The sequence below is a fragment of the uncultured Rhodoblastus sp. genome, assembly GCF_903903185.1.
Classification (GTDB): domain Bacteria; phylum Pseudomonadota; class Alphaproteobacteria; order Rhizobiales; family Beijerinckiaceae; genus Rhodoblastus.
Genome location: NZ_CAIUXT010000187.1, coordinates 1 through 15,624, shown reverse-complemented (window position 1 = coordinate 15,624; position 15,624 = coordinate 1). Strand labels below are relative to the sequence as shown.

Annotated in this window: 16 protein-coding genes; 10 read left to right on the top strand and 6 right to left on the bottom strand. The window is 64.3% G+C overall.

Annotation, left to right across the window (positions count from 1 at the left end; genetic code table 11):
- From QZY01_RS17120 to QZY01_RS17110, 3 genes are all read left to right on the top strand, one after another.
- A partial coding sequence (locus QZY01_RS17120) for a hypothetical protein (RefSeq protein ID WP_294539532.1) occupies positions 1–298 on the top strand: 298 nt, incomplete at its 5' end.
- A gap of 153 nt (positions 299–451) precedes the next feature.
- The gene (locus tag QZY01_RS17115; protein ID WP_294539530.1) at positions 452–1,669 is read left to right on the top strand and encodes an LL-diaminopimelate aminotransferase; all 1,218 of its coding nucleotides are present in this window, start codon (positions 452–454) and stop codon (positions 1,667–1,669) included.
- A gap of 290 nt (positions 1,670–1,959) precedes the next feature.
- Complete coding sequence (locus QZY01_RS17110) at positions 1,960–3,648, top strand: methyl-accepting chemotaxis protein (protein ID WP_294539528.1); 1,689 nt, start codon at positions 1,960–1,962, stop codon at positions 3,646–3,648.
- A 31-nt stretch (positions 3,649–3,679) separates the two neighbouring features.
- On the opposite strand, the gene glsA is transcribed toward QZY01_RS17110, so the two are convergent.
- The 4 genes from glsA to QZY01_RS17090 all read right to left on the bottom strand — a co-directional run bounded on the left by glsA (position 3,680) and on the right by QZY01_RS17090 (position 9,015).
- The gene (glsA, locus tag QZY01_RS17105; RefSeq protein WP_294539526.1) at positions 3,680–5,491 is read right to left on the bottom strand and encodes a glutaminase A; all 1,812 of its coding nucleotides are present in this window, start codon (positions 5,489–5,491) and stop codon (positions 3,680–3,682) included.
- 120 nt (positions 5,492–5,611) lie between these two features.
- Positions 5,612–6,019: a phosphoribosyl-AMP cyclohydrolase gene (gene hisI / locus QZY01_RS17100; RefSeq protein ID WP_294539523.1), complete on the bottom strand. Its 408-nt coding sequence runs from the start codon at positions 6,017–6,019 to the stop codon at positions 5,612–5,614.
- A gap of 178 nt (positions 6,020–6,197) precedes the next feature.
- Positions 6,198–8,009, bottom strand: a complete 1,812-nt coding sequence (locus QZY01_RS17095; protein WP_294539521.1) for an aminopeptidase P family protein — start codon at positions 8,007–8,009, stop codon at positions 6,198–6,200.
- Between the two features lie 58 nt (positions 8,010–8,067).
- The gene (locus QZY01_RS17090) at positions 8,068–9,015 is read right to left on the bottom strand and encodes a 50S ribosomal protein L11 methyltransferase (RefSeq protein WP_294539519.1); all 948 of its coding nucleotides are present in this window, start codon (positions 9,013–9,015) and stop codon (positions 8,068–8,070) included.
- Between the two features lie 467 nt (positions 9,016–9,482).
- Between QZY01_RS17090 and nrdR the strand changes: the two genes are divergently transcribed.
- Genes nrdR through QZY01_RS17075 form a run of 3 tightly spaced genes read left to right on the top strand, consistent with a single transcriptional unit; the run spans position 9,483 to position 11,740 of the window.
- Positions 9,483–9,971 carry a transcriptional regulator NrdR gene (gene nrdR, locus QZY01_RS17085; RefSeq protein WP_294539517.1) on the top strand — a complete coding sequence of 163 codons (489 nt, stop codon included), beginning with the start codon at positions 9,483–9,485 and terminating at the stop codon, positions 9,969–9,971.
- 1 nt (position 9,972) lies between these two features.
- Positions 9,973–11,109: a bifunctional diaminohydroxyphosphoribosylaminopyrimidine deaminase/5-amino-6-(5-phosphoribosylamino)uracil reductase RibD gene (gene ribD, locus QZY01_RS17080; protein ID WP_294539515.1), complete on the top strand. Its 1,137-nt coding sequence runs from the start codon at positions 9,973–9,975 to the stop codon at positions 11,107–11,109.
- Between the two features lies 1 nt (position 11,110).
- Complete coding sequence (locus QZY01_RS17075) at positions 11,111–11,740, top strand: riboflavin synthase (RefSeq protein WP_294539512.1); 630 nt, start codon at positions 11,111–11,113, stop codon at positions 11,738–11,740.
- A 59-nt stretch (positions 11,741–11,799) separates the two neighbouring features.
- Here the strand turns inward: QZY01_RS17075 and QZY01_RS17070 are convergent, their stop codons facing one another.
- On the bottom strand, positions 11,800–12,309 hold the full coding sequence (locus QZY01_RS17070) for a YidB family protein (protein ID WP_294539510.1): 510 nt from the start codon (positions 12,307–12,309) through the stop codon (positions 11,800–11,802).
- A gap of 198 nt (positions 12,310–12,507) precedes the next feature.
- On the opposite strand from QZY01_RS17070, the gene QZY01_RS17065 reads away from it, so the two are divergent.
- The 3 genes from QZY01_RS17065 to nusB all read left to right on the top strand — a co-directional run bounded on the left by QZY01_RS17065 (position 12,508) and on the right by nusB (position 13,836).
- The gene (locus tag QZY01_RS17065; protein WP_294539508.1) at positions 12,508–12,768 is read left to right on the top strand and encodes a GlsB/YeaQ/YmgE family stress response membrane protein; all 261 of its coding nucleotides are present in this window, start codon (positions 12,508–12,510) and stop codon (positions 12,766–12,768) included.
- A 115-nt stretch (positions 12,769–12,883) separates the two neighbouring features.
- A complete protein-coding gene (gene ribH, locus QZY01_RS17060; RefSeq protein ID WP_294539506.1) occupies positions 12,884–13,381 on the top strand; it encodes a 6,7-dimethyl-8-ribityllumazine synthase in 498 nt (165 codons plus the stop codon).
- The gene (gene nusB, locus QZY01_RS17055; protein WP_294539503.1) at positions 13,381–13,836 is read left to right on the top strand and encodes a transcription antitermination factor NusB; all 456 of its coding nucleotides are present in this window, start codon (positions 13,381–13,383) and stop codon (positions 13,834–13,836) included. Before ribH ends, nusB begins: the two co-directional genes overlap by 1 nt.
- A 72-nt stretch (positions 13,837–13,908) precedes the next feature.
- Here nusB and QZY01_RS17050 read toward each other — a convergent pair whose 3' ends face one another.
- Entirely contained in the window at positions 13,909–14,283 is a 375-nt protein-coding gene (locus QZY01_RS17050; protein WP_294539502.1) for a hypothetical protein, read from the bottom strand.
- 119 nt (positions 14,284–14,402) lie between these two features.
- Here QZY01_RS17050 and thiL point away from each other — a divergent pair, with 119 nt between their 5' ends.
- Positions 14,403–15,404: a thiamine-phosphate kinase gene (thiL, locus tag QZY01_RS17045; protein ID WP_294539500.1), complete on the top strand. Its 1,002-nt coding sequence runs from the start codon at positions 14,403–14,405 to the stop codon at positions 15,402–15,404.
- The last annotated feature ends 220 nt before the right edge of the window (positions 15,405–15,624 follow it).

The following is a 15,624-nucleotide window of genomic DNA, read 5'->3' as shown; positions in this document are numbered from 1 at the left end:
GCAGACCAATCCGTTTCGCTCGCTGACCGATGCGCTGGGCATGACGACGCAGGCGGGCGACGGACCGGATTTTGTCCGACAGACCCGGCCCGAAGCCGACAAGATGGATTATTCGCATCTGACCGGAGTCGACAAGCAGAGGAAACCGGTGCGGACCCCGGCGGAAGTGGAGGCCGACAAGGCCGATCTCGTCGCTGTGCGGGAAAAATCCGCCGCGCGCATGAAAAAGCTCGGCGCAGAGAAAATGACCCCGGTCGCCCCGGCCAAGGCGCCGCCCGCGACCGACGAAAAATTCTAGGCCGGGCGCTTTTCGACCCGGGCGGGTTTTAGGCCCGGCTGGAGAACAACGACGCTGACATGGCGCGCGGGCGCGTGCTAAGCACGTTTCCTCCGAGTGGCCCGGACATAGATTCGAAAATTTCCGAAAATTAAGAGCAAAAGGACGAGGTTGATGAGCGATTTTTATCGCGTGCGGCGCCTGCCGCCTTATGTGTTCGAACAGGTCAACCGTCTGAAGGCCAAGGCCCGCGCCGGCGGCGCCGATATCATCGACCTCGGCATGGGCAATCCCGACCTGCCGACGCCGCGCCATATCGTCGAAAAACTTGTCGAGACGGCGGGCAAGCCGCGCACCGACCGCTATTCGGCCTCCAAGGGCATTGCCGGACTGCGCCGCGCGCAGTCCGCCTATTACGAGCGGCGATTCGGCGTGCGCCTCGATCCCGATACGCAGGTCGTGGCGACACTCGGTTCGAAGGAGGGTTTCGCCAACATGGCGCAGGCGATCACCGCGCCGGGCGATGTGGTGCTGGTCCCCAACCCCTCCTATCCGATCCACGCCTTCGGCTTCCTGATGGCGGGCGGCGTGATCCGCTCGGTGCCGATCGAGCCGAACGAGGCGTTTTTTCGCGCCGCCGAGCGTGCGGTGATGCATTCGATCCCCAAGCCGATCGCGGTGGTGGTGTGTTATCCGTCGAATCCCACGGCCATGGTCGCCACGCTCGATTTTTATCGCGAACTCGTCACTTTCGCCAAAAGGCACGACATTTACATCCTGTCGGACCTCGCTTACGCCGAAGTCTATTTCGACGATAATCCGCCGCCCTCGGTGTTGCAGGTTCCAGGCGCCAACGACATTTGCGTTGAGTTCACCTCGATGTCGAAAACCTTTTCCATGGCCGGTTGGCGCATCGGCTTCGCGGTCGGCAACGAACGCCTGTTGTCGGCGCTCGCCCGCGTCAAGAGCTATCTCGACTATGGCGCGTTCACGCCGATTCAGGTGGCGGCGGCGGCGGCACTGAACGGGTCGGACGATTGCATCAAGGATATGCGCGCCACCTACCGGAAAAGGCGAGACGTGATGGTCGAAAGCTTCGCCCAGGCCGGCTGGAAGATTCCGGCCCCGACCGCCTCGATGTTCGCATGGGTGCCGGTTCCGGAAAAATTCCGCCCGCTCGGCAGTCTCGAATTTTCCAAGCTGCTGATCGAGAGGGCCGATGTCGCGGTCGCGCCGGGCATCGGCTTTGGCGAGCATGGCGATGAATATGTGCGTCTGGCGCTGGTGGAGAACGAGCAGCGCATCCGCCAGGCGGCGCGGGGAGTCCGGCGCTTTTTCGAAGGCGCCGACGAATCGCTGCATAATGTGATTGGCTCCTCCGCGCCCGTCTGAGGACAGCCGGCTTTTTTAGCAGACGCGCCGCAAGGATCCTGCGGCGCTTTTTTTTTGGCTTGCCCGTTGAGGTTTGGTCACGCCGGGAAAGTCTCGCGCAAGCCGGGCCTGTGCAGGATCGGTCCGGCGAAGGCCCTCCCGGCGGCAACCGACGGGCTGACCCTGCGCAATGAAAGAGCCTTTTCCGATCCGACGGAATCGGATCGGGGCTCCAGTTTTGTAAGAGCGTTTTCTCGACGCGAACCGGCGTCCGCTGCGCTGGAAAACGCTTCAACAAATAGGAACGGGCCATGTCGAAAATTGATTTTCATCTCACGCTCACGCGCCGGGTCTGGCTGCTCGCCGCGATGGCCCTTGCGACCATGGCGCTCGGTTCCGGCTTCACCTATCGCGAATTCTGGCGTTCGATCGTAGACGAGCGCCGGTCGGAATTGCGTCATGAAGTCGATGTCGCGATCGGCGAACTGAAGCAATCCATTCCCGCCGACGCGCCGGACCGCAAGGCCGCGATTCGCGCCGGCCTCGAAAAGCTGCGGCCGATCCGCATCGGCGAAAACGGCTATTATTTCGCCATCGATCTCGACGGCGTCTCGTTGCTGTCGCCGGTCGCGCCCAAGGTCGAGGGAACCAGCCTGCTCAGCGTCACGGACGGCGCCGGCGGCCGGCCGTTCGAGGCTCTGCTCGCCTCGGCGCGAGCGACAGGCGAGGGCTTCGTCCAATATCCATGGCCGAAGAACGCAGAAAGCGCGCCGAAGGAAAAAGTCTCCTTTGTCCGAAGCCTGCCGGAATTTGGCCTGATGGTCGGCACGGGGGTTTATATCGACGATATTTCTCTGCAGATGACCGCCATTGCCTCCCGCATCGCGCTCTATCTCTCGCCCCTGCTGTTGCTGTTTCTGGGGGTGTCGCTGACGATCGGACGCGCGATCTCGCGGCGGCTGCGGGACATGACCTCGGCCATGGGCAAAATGGCCCAAGGAGATTACGATATTGCGCTTCCGGGACTCGACCGGCAGGACGAACTGGGCGACATGGCCCGCGCGGTCGAGACGTTCAAGCTCGGACTGCGCGACGCCGCCCGGGCGCAGGACGCCCAGCGCGACGAACAGCGCAAGAACGCCGAGCAGACGCGCTCGCGCGAAATGATGAGTCTGGCGCAGAAATTCGAATCGGCGATCGGCGGCGTGGCCGGCGCCGTCACCCAGTCCACCCATCGGTTGGAGACCGTCGCTCGCTCGCTGGTGCAGGAGGCGCGCTATTCCGGCGAACAGGCGGATATTGGCGCCAAGGCGGCGGATTCGGCCTCGCGCAACGTGCAGTCGGTGGCGGCGGCGGCCGAGCAGCTGACCTATTCGGTCGAGGAAATCGGTAATCAGGCCTCGCGCTCGCATCATGTCTCTTCGGACGCGGCGCGCGAGGCGGAAACCACCAGGGGCCGGATGAATGAACTGGCAGGGGCCATCGACCGCATCGGCGGCATTGTCGCGATGATCACCGGCATCGCCGAACAGACCAACATGCTGGCGCTCAACGCCACCATCGAGGCGGCGCGGGCGGGCGAACAGGGGCGCGGCTTCGCCGTTGTGGCGCAGGAAGTAAAATCCTTGGCGGAGCAGACCACGCGCGCCACAGCCGACGTCGCCGCGCAGATCGCCAGCGTCCAGCGCGCCTCGCAGGAGGCCAGCGCATGTATCGGCGCAATGAGCGCCGCGACCCATGAAGTCAGCGCCATCGCTTCGGCGATAGCGACCTCGGTCGGCTCGCAGGGCGAGGCGACGCGCGAAATCGCGCAGAATGTGCAGGAGACATCGGCCAAGACCGAGGAATTGAACAAGGTGATCGAGGAAGTGCGCGCGGCCTCGCGGCAATCCGGCGATTCGGCCGAACAGGTGTTGCAGGCGGTGACCGAACTTGCCAGCCAGACCGAAAAGCTGCGCGTCGAATGCGACCGGTTTTTGGCGCAGGTGCGGGCGGCTTAGCTGTCCGGCTCCGGTTCCCGGAATGGCCCCTTCAGTAGGCGCTGAGGCGATCGACCTTGATGTTGGAGAGGATCAGCCGTTGCGCCAACAACTTGGCCAGATTGCACATGATGCGCTGGCCGCCTTCGGGGTGGTTCTTGCGGAAACTATTGAAGGCGATCACCGGCAGCTCGAGACATTCCACCGCGGTGTCGGCCCAAACGTCGGCGCTGCGCGCCTGTTCGATCAGCGCCATCTCGCCGAACGCCATTCCGGGAACGAGCGAGGCAAGGCGAACCCCGCTCGGCAATTTCACGCTGACCAATCCACTTTGCAGGAAGAACAACGAGGCGGCCGGCTCGTCCGCGACGATGATCCGCTGGCCCGCGAGATAGGAGCGTGTGGCGCCAAGCCTGGCGATCTCGGCGATCTCCTCGGGCGTCAATTCGGCGAGCAAAGCCTGCTCGCTCAGATGCGTCATCTCGGTCAGCCGCATGAAACCGCCGTAGCGATAGATCACCTGGTCCTCAGCCCATTCGATCGCGTCGTCGAGCAAAGGGAACTGGCGCAGCCTGGCCACTTCGGCCGTCCAGGCGCGGATCGCCTCGAAGAGCGGCGACTTCGCTTCGAGACCGGCGAGGATGGTCGTGACGCCGTCGTTGGCGAGGCCGGCGAGAGTCTCGCCCAACAAACGCGCGGCCGCCAGCGTAATACTCGGCACGCGCCGCAAGTCGAGGATCAGGAACTGCGCTTTTGGCTGCTTGTCGGCAAGCTGGCGTGAGACATAATCGACGGTCGCGAAAGTAAGTGCTCCGACCAGTTCGATCACGCGGATATTGTCCTGGCGCAATTCCAGAATCTTTTGCTTTTGCGGCTGCCTGCCGCGCCGCGACGAGGGGCCGGCGACGTCATAATCGGCGATGATGCAACTGCGTACGTCGCCGCTCCGGTTGAGGACGTGCAGGTCGAAACGCGACGACAGGGCCTCGCAGACCTTCAATCCGCGCACGCTATTGCCGTGATCGTCGAGCGGCGGCGAGAAAGTGCCGAGCCCGAGCTGCGCCGGGAGCGCGGCGACAATGCCGCCGCCGACGCCGCTCTTCGCGGGGATGCCGACGCGATAGACCCACTCGCCGGCATAATCGTACATGCCGGAGGTGGTCATCAGCGACAGCGTGCGCGCGACTGCGTAGGGCGCGAGGATATGCTCGCCAGTGACCGGATTGACCCCGCTATTGGCCAGCGTCGCCGCCATGATCGCAAGATCGCGCGCGGTCACGAGCACCGAGCATTGACGGAAATAGACGTCGAGCACCGCGTCGACGTCGCCATGGATTACCGAATGGTTGCGCAGCAGCCAGGCGATGGCGCGGTTTCGGTCGCCGGTGGCGCGCTCCGACGCGAATACCGCCTCGTCGACGTCAAGTTCGCGTCCGGCGAGGCGGCTCAGCATATTGCGGATGCGCTCGAAGGCGCCGTCGCCCTCGGCGCCATGGATCAGTCCCGAACAGGCGATCGCGCCGGCGTTGACCATGGGGTTGAACGGCTTGTTGTCGGCGTTCAGCCGAATCGAGTTGAACGCCTCGCCGCTCGGTTCGACGCCGATCGCCGCCTCCACCCGCTCGGCCCCTTGCGTTTCGAGCGCCAGCGCGAACACGAAAGCCTTTGAAATCGACTGGATCGTGAAGGGCTTGGCGCTGTCGCCGACCTCGTAGACATAGCCGTCGATGGTGGCGAGACTGACCCCGAATGCCGCCGGGTCGGCCTTGCTCAACTCCGGGATGTAATCGGCGACGGCGCCGGAACGATCGGCGACGAACTCCTCGTGACAGCGGGTCAGGAATTGCTGCAAGGGCGGCTGCATGGAGTCTCCGGTTTTTGGGGCCGGGAGTTCCCTTCGCCCTAACGCATTGCCTCATCATAATTCTCCGAGACGGATAACGAAGCAATCCCCCATGCGGTCCTCACACGATCGGCAAGATCCCTATTCCTTCGACAAGGTCAGGCACGGCCCTTCGGGGCCATTTTCGACTTTCCGATAAAAACAGGACTTGCGTCCGGTATGGCAGGCCTTGCCGTCGCCGCCGACGTCGACCCGCAACAACAGCGCGTCCTGGTCGCAATCGACGCGGATTTCCAACACCTGCTGGATTTGGCCCGAAGTGTCGCCCTTGCGCCAGAGTTCCTGGCGCGAACGCGACCAGTAATGCGCCACGCCGGACTCAAGCGTTCTTTCCAGCGCGAGGGCGTTCATATAAGCCAGCATCAGGATTTCGCCGCTTGACGCTTGCGTGGTGACGCAGACGATCAGCCCGTGGGCATCGAATTTCGGCGTGAAGGCGTCGCCTTCCTCCAGGCTCTTCTTGTCGGCGGGGGGAGCGGAAAAGGGCATGGGCGCCTCATCGGGGAACAGGTTCGGCACCGGCGATCGGCGCCCCGTCTCCCTTGTTTTTGCGGGGAGAGGGCAGGGGTGATCGTGGCGGTTGGCCAGTATGTCGTCGGCCGGAGCAACCCATGCCGCAAGAACGGCGTCGAGTCTCATCCCCCGCAGGGGGGGAAGGCCCCGAAATTCAAATCGGCCGCGTCGCCTGCCGCAGCCAGATGCGCTCGGCGGCGTCGAGATGCGGCGTCAAAACCTTGCGCGCCTGGGCGTGATAGCCGTTGAGCCAGGCCTTTTCCTCCACGGTCAAGAGTTTGGGCTCGATCAGGCGCGTGTCGATGGGAACCATGGTCAGGGTCTCGAAACCGAGCATGTCGCGCTCGCCGCCCGCGATTTTGCGCGCTTCGACCGCGACGAGATTTTCGATCCGGATGCCGAAGGCGCCTTCGCGATAATAGCCTGGTTCGTTGGACAAAATCATGCCCGGCTCCAATGTCGCGCCGCCGAGTTTCGAGATGCGCTGCGGCCCCTCGTGCACCGACAGATAGGAGCCGACGCCGTGGCCGACGCCGTGGTCGAAATCGAGCCCCGCCTCCCAGAGCGGGCGGCGGGCGAATGAATCGAGCTGCGCGCCGCTTGCGCCCTTCGGAAAGACCGCGCGGGCGATGGCGATATGGCCCTTGAGCACGAGCGTGTTGGCGTGGCGGGCTTCCTTGCCGGGGCGCCCGACGGCCAGCGTGCGGGTGACGTCGGTGGTGCCGTCGAAATATTGCGCGCCGGAATCGACGAGATAGACGCCCTTGCCGATGCGCACATTGGAGTTTTCCGTGACCCGGTAATGCGGCAGGGCGGCATGAGGTCCGAAGGCGGAGATGGTCGGAAAGGAAATGTCGCGCAAATGTCCGCCCTCGCGGCGGAAGGTTTCGAGCGCCTGCGCGGCGGCGATCTCAGTGAGTTTCCCCCCGGGCGCCGTCCGGTCGAACCAACTCAAAAACCGCGCCATGGCGACGCCGTCGCGCAAATGGGCGGCGCGGGCGCCCGCCAGTTCGACAGGGTTTTTGCGCGCCTTCATCGAGCCAATGGGATCGGCGCCGCCCTTAGGCGCGCCGCCGGCCTCGGCGAAGACCGAAATCAGCGCTTCGGGCGCGGTGGCTGAGTCAAAGGCGAGGCTGTGCTTTTTCGCGGCCAGCGCGGCGAGGCGGGCGGGCAGGGCGGCGGGCGTCGCCAGATCGGCCAGCCCGCCGAGCGATTTGGCGATCCGGGCGCTGAGCTTGGCGGGGTCGAGAAACAGTTGCGGCTTGCCGCGTCTCGGGATCAGGGCGAAGCCCAGCGCAATCGGCGTATGAGCGACGTCGCCGCCGCGCAGGTTGAACGCCCAGGCTAGCGCATGCGGGTCGCTGACCAGCAGGAAATCGGCGCTCATGGCGGCGGCGATTTTTTCCAGCTTTTTGGTCGCCGCCTCGCCTGCATATTGGCGCGGATGCAGCGTCACATGGGCCTGCGGCGCCGCCGGGCGGTCGGTCCAAAGGTCGTCGATCGGGTTTTCCGACGCCGGGATCAGTTCGGCGCCGGCCTTTTCGGCCGCGGCCTTGAAACGCTCGATCTGCGCCGGCGTATGCAGCCAGGGATCATAGCCGATGCGCGCGCCTTTTCGCGCCTGTTTGGCCAGCCAATCGGCGGGAGAGACATCGCCAATGCCGACCAGCTCGAAGATTTTGGCGTCAACCTGTTCGCGCGCCTGCGCCCTGTAGCGGCCATCGACGAACAGAGCCGCTTTGTCGCGCAACACAATCACAAAACCGGCGCTGCCGGTGAAGCCGGCAAGCCAGGCGAGGCGCTCCTCGCAGGGGGCGACATATTCGTTTTGATGCGCGTCGGCGCGCGGAACGAGAAAACCGTCGAGATGAACCCGCTTGAGCGCGGCGCGAAGTTTTTTGACGCGCGCGGCGGCAAGCGACGGATCGGCGGTCTCGTCGAAGGTCTGGAAATGGGACTCGAACATTCGGTCAAGTCTAAAGTGATTTTGGCGGCGCGGAAATGGAAAAACTTGCGCCACAGCTTTAAAAATCGCGCAAGGGCCTTCCGCCCGCGCCGCCGCGCCGCAGCAAAAGCGTCGCCCAGCCGTCGACATCGCGGCGCCGCGCGAGCGAAAGGCCCTGCGCCGCCCATGCCGACAGCACGCCGGGGACGTCGCGCGCCAGCAGGCCCGAAAGCACGATGTCGCCTCCCGGCGCCAGCAGCGGCGCAGCGGAGGGCGCCAGCAGCCGCAGCGGCCTGGCGAGTATATTGGCGAGAATCAGGTCGTAACGGCCTTTGATGTCGAGCGCCGGATGCGCCGCGCCCCTGGCGACGACGGGGCGCAGCCAGGGTCCGGCGCCATTGAGAATGGCGTTCTTGCGCGCCGCCAGCACCGCTTCGGGGTCGATATCGCCCGCTGCGATCCGCTGATGCAGGGCGAGCGCGGCGCCGAGCGCCAGCACGCCTGTGCCGCTGCCGATGTCGAGCACATGTTTCGGGCGGCGTACTTTCAGGATTTCGTCGATGAACAGCAGGCAGCCGCGCGTCGTTCCGTGATGGCCGGTGCCAAAGGCCAGCGCCGCCTCGATTTCCATGGCGATGTCATTGACTTTGCGTCGCGCGCGGTCATGCGCGCCATGGACCAGAAAACGCCCGGCGCGCACGGCGGAAAGCCCCTCCAGCGCGCAAACGACCCAGTCCTTCTTTTCGACCCGACCGAAGGCGATGTGGCGCGCCAGTTCCTCGCCGACCGCGCAGGCGACGAGCGCGCGGACATTTTCCTCGTCCGGCGCATGGCCGAAATAGACTTCGACCACCCAGGGGGTCGGTCCCCATGAGGCGGTCGAGGCGTTTTCCTCGAAAGCGGCGGCGGCGGTCTCGGCGGGATCGAAGGTCTCGACGACGAGATCGGCGATGGAGCGGGCCTGGCCCTCGTCGCATTTGAGCCGCATCACATGGGCGGCGTTATTGGGGGGCAGGCCTTCGAGCATGCGCGCGCTCTAGCACGAGGAGGCGGTCAAGTCGATCTGGCCTTGCAAGCCGGAGGCGCGCCAATATAGTGGCCTGCGCAACAGGGATGGGAAAATGCGGATTTGGGCGATTTTGGCGGTGGCTGCCCACGCTTTTCCGCAGATCGCCGCCGCCGACGCGCCCGCAGCCGGGAAGATCGCGATTCCGTCCGTTCTTGCCTTTGGCGACAGGGACCCGTCCTGTCTCGAATGGAGCGACGGTTGCGTCGTCTGCCGGCGAACCGATTCAGGAAATAACTGTTCGACCCCGGGAATCGCTTGCCAGCCGGGCGAAATCCTCTGCAAGCAATTGGCGAAATAATGCTTTCGCGCGCAATCCTTGTTCCGCGCAGGCGAAAATGCAAGATGCGCGCTTGCGCATGGGAAAGCGAAGCGATTCGCCTCTTCAGTCATGTTGTGCAAAAAACCGTCGAAAGGGGCCGAAACTCATGCGTTGTCCCTATTGCGGCAGTCTCGACACCCAGGTCAAGGACTCGCGTCCGACCGACGATAGTTCTTCGATCCGCCGCCGTCGCGTTTGTCCCGATTGCGGTGGTCGCTTCACGACCTTCGAGCGTGTGCAATTGCGCGAACTGACCGTGATCAAGAAATCCGGCAAGCGCGCGCCTTTCGACCGCGACAAGCTGGCGCGCTCGGTACAGATCGCGCTGAGAAAACGCCCGGTCGATCCCGAACGCGTCGATCGCATGATCAACGGTCTGGTGCGCCAGCTCGAAAGCGCGGGAGAGCCGGAGGTCAGTTCGGAAAAAATCGGCGAACTGCTGATGCAGGGCCTAAAACCCCTCGACGAAGTGGCCTATGTCCGCTTCGCCTCCGTCTATCGCAATTTCCGCGAGGCGCGCGATTTCGGGCCGTTGCTCGACGAATTGTCCTCCGAGGAGGGTGCTGCGCCGGAAAAGGCGAAACAGGACGGCTGAAATGGCGGTTTCCGGCGATGACGAGAGGTTTTTTCGCGCCGCTTTGGCGCTGGGACGGCGCAATCTCGGCGTGACGGCGCCCAATCCGGCGGTTGGCGCGCTGGTGGTCCAGGACGGAATGATCCTCGGACGCGGCTTTACCGCGCCGGGCGGGCGTCCGCACGCCGAAACGCTCGCTCTCGCGGAGGCCGGCGCATTTTCGAGCGGCGCGACCATGTATGTGACGCTCGAGCCCTGCGCCCATCATGGCAAGACCCCGCCCTGCGTAGAGGCCATCGTCGCCGCCGGTGTGAGCCGCGTGGTCGGCGGGATGGAAGACCCCGATCCCCGCGTCGCGGGTCAGGGCTATGCGCGTTTGCGTGACGCGGGAATTGCGGTCGAGGCCAATCTTTTCCCGGAATTGTGCCGGCGCGCGCATCGCGGCCATATTCTGCGCATAACCGAGCAGCGGCCGATGGTGACGCTGAAAATCGCCCAGACGGCGGATGGGCAGGCGGCGGGGGGAGAGCACGACAAGCGCCTCGCCATCACCGGCCTCGCCGCCAATCTGCGCACCCATGTTTTTCGCGCCATGCACGACGCCATCATGGTCGGCGTCGGCACCGTGCTGGGCGACGATCCCCTGATGACCGTCCGCCTGCCCGGATTCGACCGGCGCCCGCTGCGTGTTGTGCTCGACGCGCGGCTCGACCTGCCCTTGCGCTCCCGCCTCGTCGTCGGGGCGCGTGAGACGCCGGTTCTGGCGATCTGCGGCGACGGCGCGACGGATGAAAAGCGCGAGGCCCTGCGGGCGCGGGGCGTCGAAATTGAGACTTGCGCGCTCGAGCCTTCCGCGCTCGAGCCTTCGGTTTCCGATGGCGCCGGCCGGCTCGATCTGCGCGCGGCCCTGGGCGTTCTGGCGCGGCGCGGGATCACGCGGGTGTTTTCCGAAGGCGGGCCGCGCGTCGGCGCGGCGCTCATCGCGCAGGGCCTGGCCGATGAAATGCTGCTGTTGACCAGCCCCCGGCCTTTGGGCCGAAACGGCGTCGAGGCTCTGTCGCCCGAGTCCCGCGCGACGCTGGCCGATGAAGCGTCCTATGGCGTGATCGGGCGGGGCTTTTTCGGTGTCGATTCCTTCACCCGCTTCGAGAGGCGCTAACATGTTCACCGGACTGATCAGCGACGTCGGACGGCTGCTTGGCGTGGAGACGCGCGGCGACCTGAAGCGGCTCAAGCTGGCCTCGCATTATCTGGCGGAGAGCCTGACCTTGGGCGCTTCGGTGGCGCATAATGGCGTCTGCATGACCCTCGTCGATTTCGGGCCGCGCGAGGAAGGCGATGGATTCGCCAGTTGGCACGAGGTGGACGCGGCGGCGGAGACACTGGCCGTGACCACGGCGGGATTTTGGGCGGCCGGCGATCGCATCAATCTGGAGCGGTCGCTGCGCGTCGGCGACGAATTGGGCGGTCATCTGGTGTCCGGCCATGTCGATGGCGTCGCAAGACTGGTCGAGCGCCGAGATTTCGACGGCATGGCGCATTTCGAGATCGAGGCGCCGAGGGACTTGGCCCGGTTCATTGCAGAAAAAGGCTCGGTCGCGCTGGACGGCGCCTCGCTGACGGTCAACAAGGTTTCTGGCCATCGCTTCACCATCCTGCTGATCCCGCACACGCTCGAAGTTACGGCCTGGAGCGGACGTAAGGTGGGCGATGCGATCAATCTGGAAGTGGACACGATGGCGCGCTATGCGGCACGGTTGGTCGAGGCGGCGCGGGAGTTGGGCGCCTGACTTTTCCCCCTGGCCCTTATCGTCAAGGGCCAGGGAGAATAACGAATTCCGGGAAGACCTCAGCCTTGCTGGATTTTTCCGCCGGGCGTCAGCTTGTCGATCAGCTTGGGCAGCGCCTGGGCCAGCAATTGCGACAATTGCTCGGGGCTCAGGCCCGCCTGCCGCGCGATATCGGCGATCTTGCCGTGGCCGATCGCCGCATTGAGCTGGTCGGGGCTGATTGGATGATTCTCGCCAGTGCCGACCCAGCTTTCCGCCGCCTTGCCCTGGCCGGCCTGGCGAAACTGGTTGAGCAGCGAATCCAGTCCGGTCGATACGGCGGTTCCGGCGTTGGCGCTGCCGAGTGAGGCGGCAAGCGCCCCGATAATTCCGCCAAGACTCGCCAGGCCGCCGCCGGAGGCGCCGGGGGCCTTTTGCAGTTCTTCGAGCGGCGGTAGTTGCGGAGCTTGGGCTCCGGCGTCTTTTTTACCGCCAAAAAGATGGCCGAGAAGCAGCGCGCCGGCTGCGATCAACAGCGGCTTGGCGAAATCATTGCCTGGTACGGCTTGCTTGTCCTCGTATTGACCCATTATTCCCTCCTCAAAAGAGGCTCGCCGCCGCGAATGACGGTACGTCAATTTGGGCGCCTCGGAGACTTTACGCAAGGGCCAAATTTTTCTTTCAAAAAGCTAGAATTCACGCTCAACTGGCCGCGTCCCCGAACGATTTCAGTCCAGGGGCGTTAAACCAATTCAGGCGATCGTGCGCCAATATCAGGAGATCTTTTCATGGGCGTTCTGAGCTGGATCATCCTGGGACTGATAGCGGGTTTCATCGCCAGCAAGTTCGTCTATAATTCCGGGCAGGGCCTGGTCGCCAACCTCGTGCTCGGCATCGTCGGCGCTATCGTCGGCGGTTTGATCGCAACCAGCCTCTTTGGCTTCAGCGGGGTCTCGGGCGTCAATATTTACAGCATCCTGGTCGCCACCGGCGGAGCGGTCATCGCCCTTTGGGTCTATGGCAAGTTCTCGGGCGGACGCCAGCTGTAACGTCACTCTTCCTCTCACGCCATTTGGTATATTTTCCCCGAGCCATCTGGGCCGGGTTGCGCGAAACGGGCGCACGTACTACTCGTTCGGGCTCATCCCTTAACCAGGAAGCCCCATGGCGGAGCCGCAACGAGTTCCAGAGGCGCCGGAGTCGCGGGACTCCGTTGCAGGCGCGCATTTCCTCGTTATCGAGGCGCGGTTTTACGACGCCATCGGGGCCCTGCTGCTCGAAGGCGCGACCGAGGCGTTGGCCCAGGCGCAGGCGCAATGGACTCTGGCCAGGGCGCCCGGCGCGCTTGAGATTCCCGCCGCCGCCGCCATTCTGCTCGACGCGGCGGAAAGTGCGGGCGAGCCCTATGCCGGCGTGGTGGCGCTCGGCTGCGTCATTCGTGGCGAAACCTGGCATTTCGAGATCGTCGCCGGCGAAAGCGCCCGCGCCTTGATGGATCTTGCGGTGGCGCGCCGCCTGCCGCTCGGCAATGGCATCCTCACCGTCGAGAACGAGCGCCAGGCGATGGCGCGCGCCGACAGGTCCCAACTGGACAAGGGGGGCGACGCGGCGCGCGCGGCGCTGGCGATGTTTCGGATGAAACGACAGGCGGGACGCATCTGATGGCCGCCGAAAACCGCTCCGCCGCCCGGCTTGCCGCCTCGCAGGCGCTTTACCAGATGGAAGTGACGGGCAAGGGCGTCAAAGAAATTCTGGCCGAATTCGAAACCTGGTGGATTGGACAGGAAGTCGAGGGCGAACAATACAAGCCGGCGGAAATCGCCTTTTTCCGCTCCATTGTCTCGGGCGTGGTGGAACACCAGTTCGCGATCGACCGCGCCGTTGACGAGACGCTGGCGCAGGGTTGGCCGCTGCGGCGGATCGAAGCGCTTATGCGCGCCATTCTTCGCGCCGGCGCCTTCGAATTGCTCAAGCGCGGCGACATTCCGGCGCGGGTGGCGATCAAGGAATATGTCGATGTCGCCGGCGCCTTTTTTGATCGCGACGAGGCGGGCATGATCAACGCCGTGCTCGACTCGCTGGCGAGAAAGATCCGGGTGAGCGAGTTTACGACTTGAGGCCCGATCCGGCTACGGCTTTATCGACACGGATGTCGGGGGAGCAGATCAAAAGCCTGTTCCCCCCTGAAATTAAAACAGATTCCAAGGCGCCAGCGGCGCGAGCATGCTGAATGCGGAGAGAGCAAGCGCTACGCGTTCTTTAAGCGTCGTCTCACGAAAAAACCTTATGACGTCCATGGTGAACTCCTCTAGTTCGTCCAATCCATTAACGCTGTGAGATCGCGGTTGGGTCAAAAAAGGGAACTTCACGATAACGTTATCTATCGATTTTTTTGGCTTTGTATTGTTGCCGCTCTGTTTCGGCGCGAACGATCCAGGAAACGAATTGCGCTTGCGGTCGGGGCGCCCGACAGAATGGCGGCGCCGCTCGTTCAAGCCCAACATTGTCCGCCAGGGCCGGGTTTCTCGGATCGTTTCGCCAAAACCGCCGGAAAAAGGCGGCATGCGTCCGTCACCCGTCAAAAATTTCAGGAAACATGCAACATCGCGAAGAATTAGTACGAAATGGCGTCAATGTGCGAAATTGAAAACTTGTGTAGGGGGCGTTCGAGGGCCAAATCGCGATGCCGCAACGCAGGGAACAGGATCTGATCGCCCGCTATTTCGCGCCGCTCGCCGGGCCGGGCGGACTGGGCCTTCGCGACGACGCCGCCCTGCTGGCGCCGCCGCCGGGGAGCGAACTGGTGCTGACCGCCGACGCTCTGGTCGCCGGCGTCCATTTCTTCGGCGCCGACCCGCCCGATACCATCGCCGCCAAGGCTCTGGGCGTCAACCTCTCCGATCTCGCCGCCAAGGCTGCCGATCCGCTCGGTTTCCTGCTCACCGTCGCCTTGCCGCGCGACTGGACGGACGAATGGCTCGAAGCTTTTTCACGCGGACTGGGCGAGGTGGCTTCGAAATTCCATTGCCCACTGCTCGGCGGCGACACCGTGGCGACGCCCGGCCCGCTCACATTGTCCATTACCGCGCTCGGCGCGGTCGCCGCCGGCGCCATGGTGCGGCGGACCACGGCATCGCCCGGCGACTTGCTTTATGTCTCCGGGACCATCGGCGACGCGGCGCTCGGCCTGATTTTGCGTCAGGCCGAACTGGGCGAGGCGCCGGCGCCGGGCTGGGGGGAAATATTGTCGCCGCGACAGCGCGAAATGCTGGTCGGTCGCTACCTGTCGCCGCAGCCGCGCCAGAAACTCGTTCCCGCCCTGCGCGCCGCCAGCGCCGCCATGGATGTTTCCGACGGGCTCGTCGGCGATATGCGCGCCATGATGCGGGCCAGCGGCGCGCGGGCGCAGGCGGATCTGTGGCAAGTTCCGCTGTCCGACGCCGCCTCGACGGCGCTTGCCGGCGACCCCGCGCTGTTCGGGCGCCTGGTCTGCGGCGGCGACGATTATGAGATCCTGTGCGCTGTCCCGCCGGAAGCCGCAACCGCCTTTGAATTTCTGGCGCGCCAGACCGGAGTCCCGGTGACGGCGCTCGGCGTCGTCGCAGCAGCAGGGGAGCGGGAAATTTTCCTCGGACCGGACGGCGACAGCCAAAATTTCGTCAACGATCGCTTCAGTCATTTCTAACGCTTTCCAAACTTCGCCTGAAGCGGGAGTCTCCAGGATTGCTTTGAAACGCATATACTTTTTTCAAAACCGGAGGCTACTTAGTACTACAGTTGCATATATTCGTATCGTTTGTAATGAGCGTTGGTCGCTTGGAGTTGGTGTTTGCGTCGCCAGACCGACCAGGCCAACGCGAATCGGCGGCCTTGAGAAGATTTCAGGATCAGCCGAGCGAGCAGAT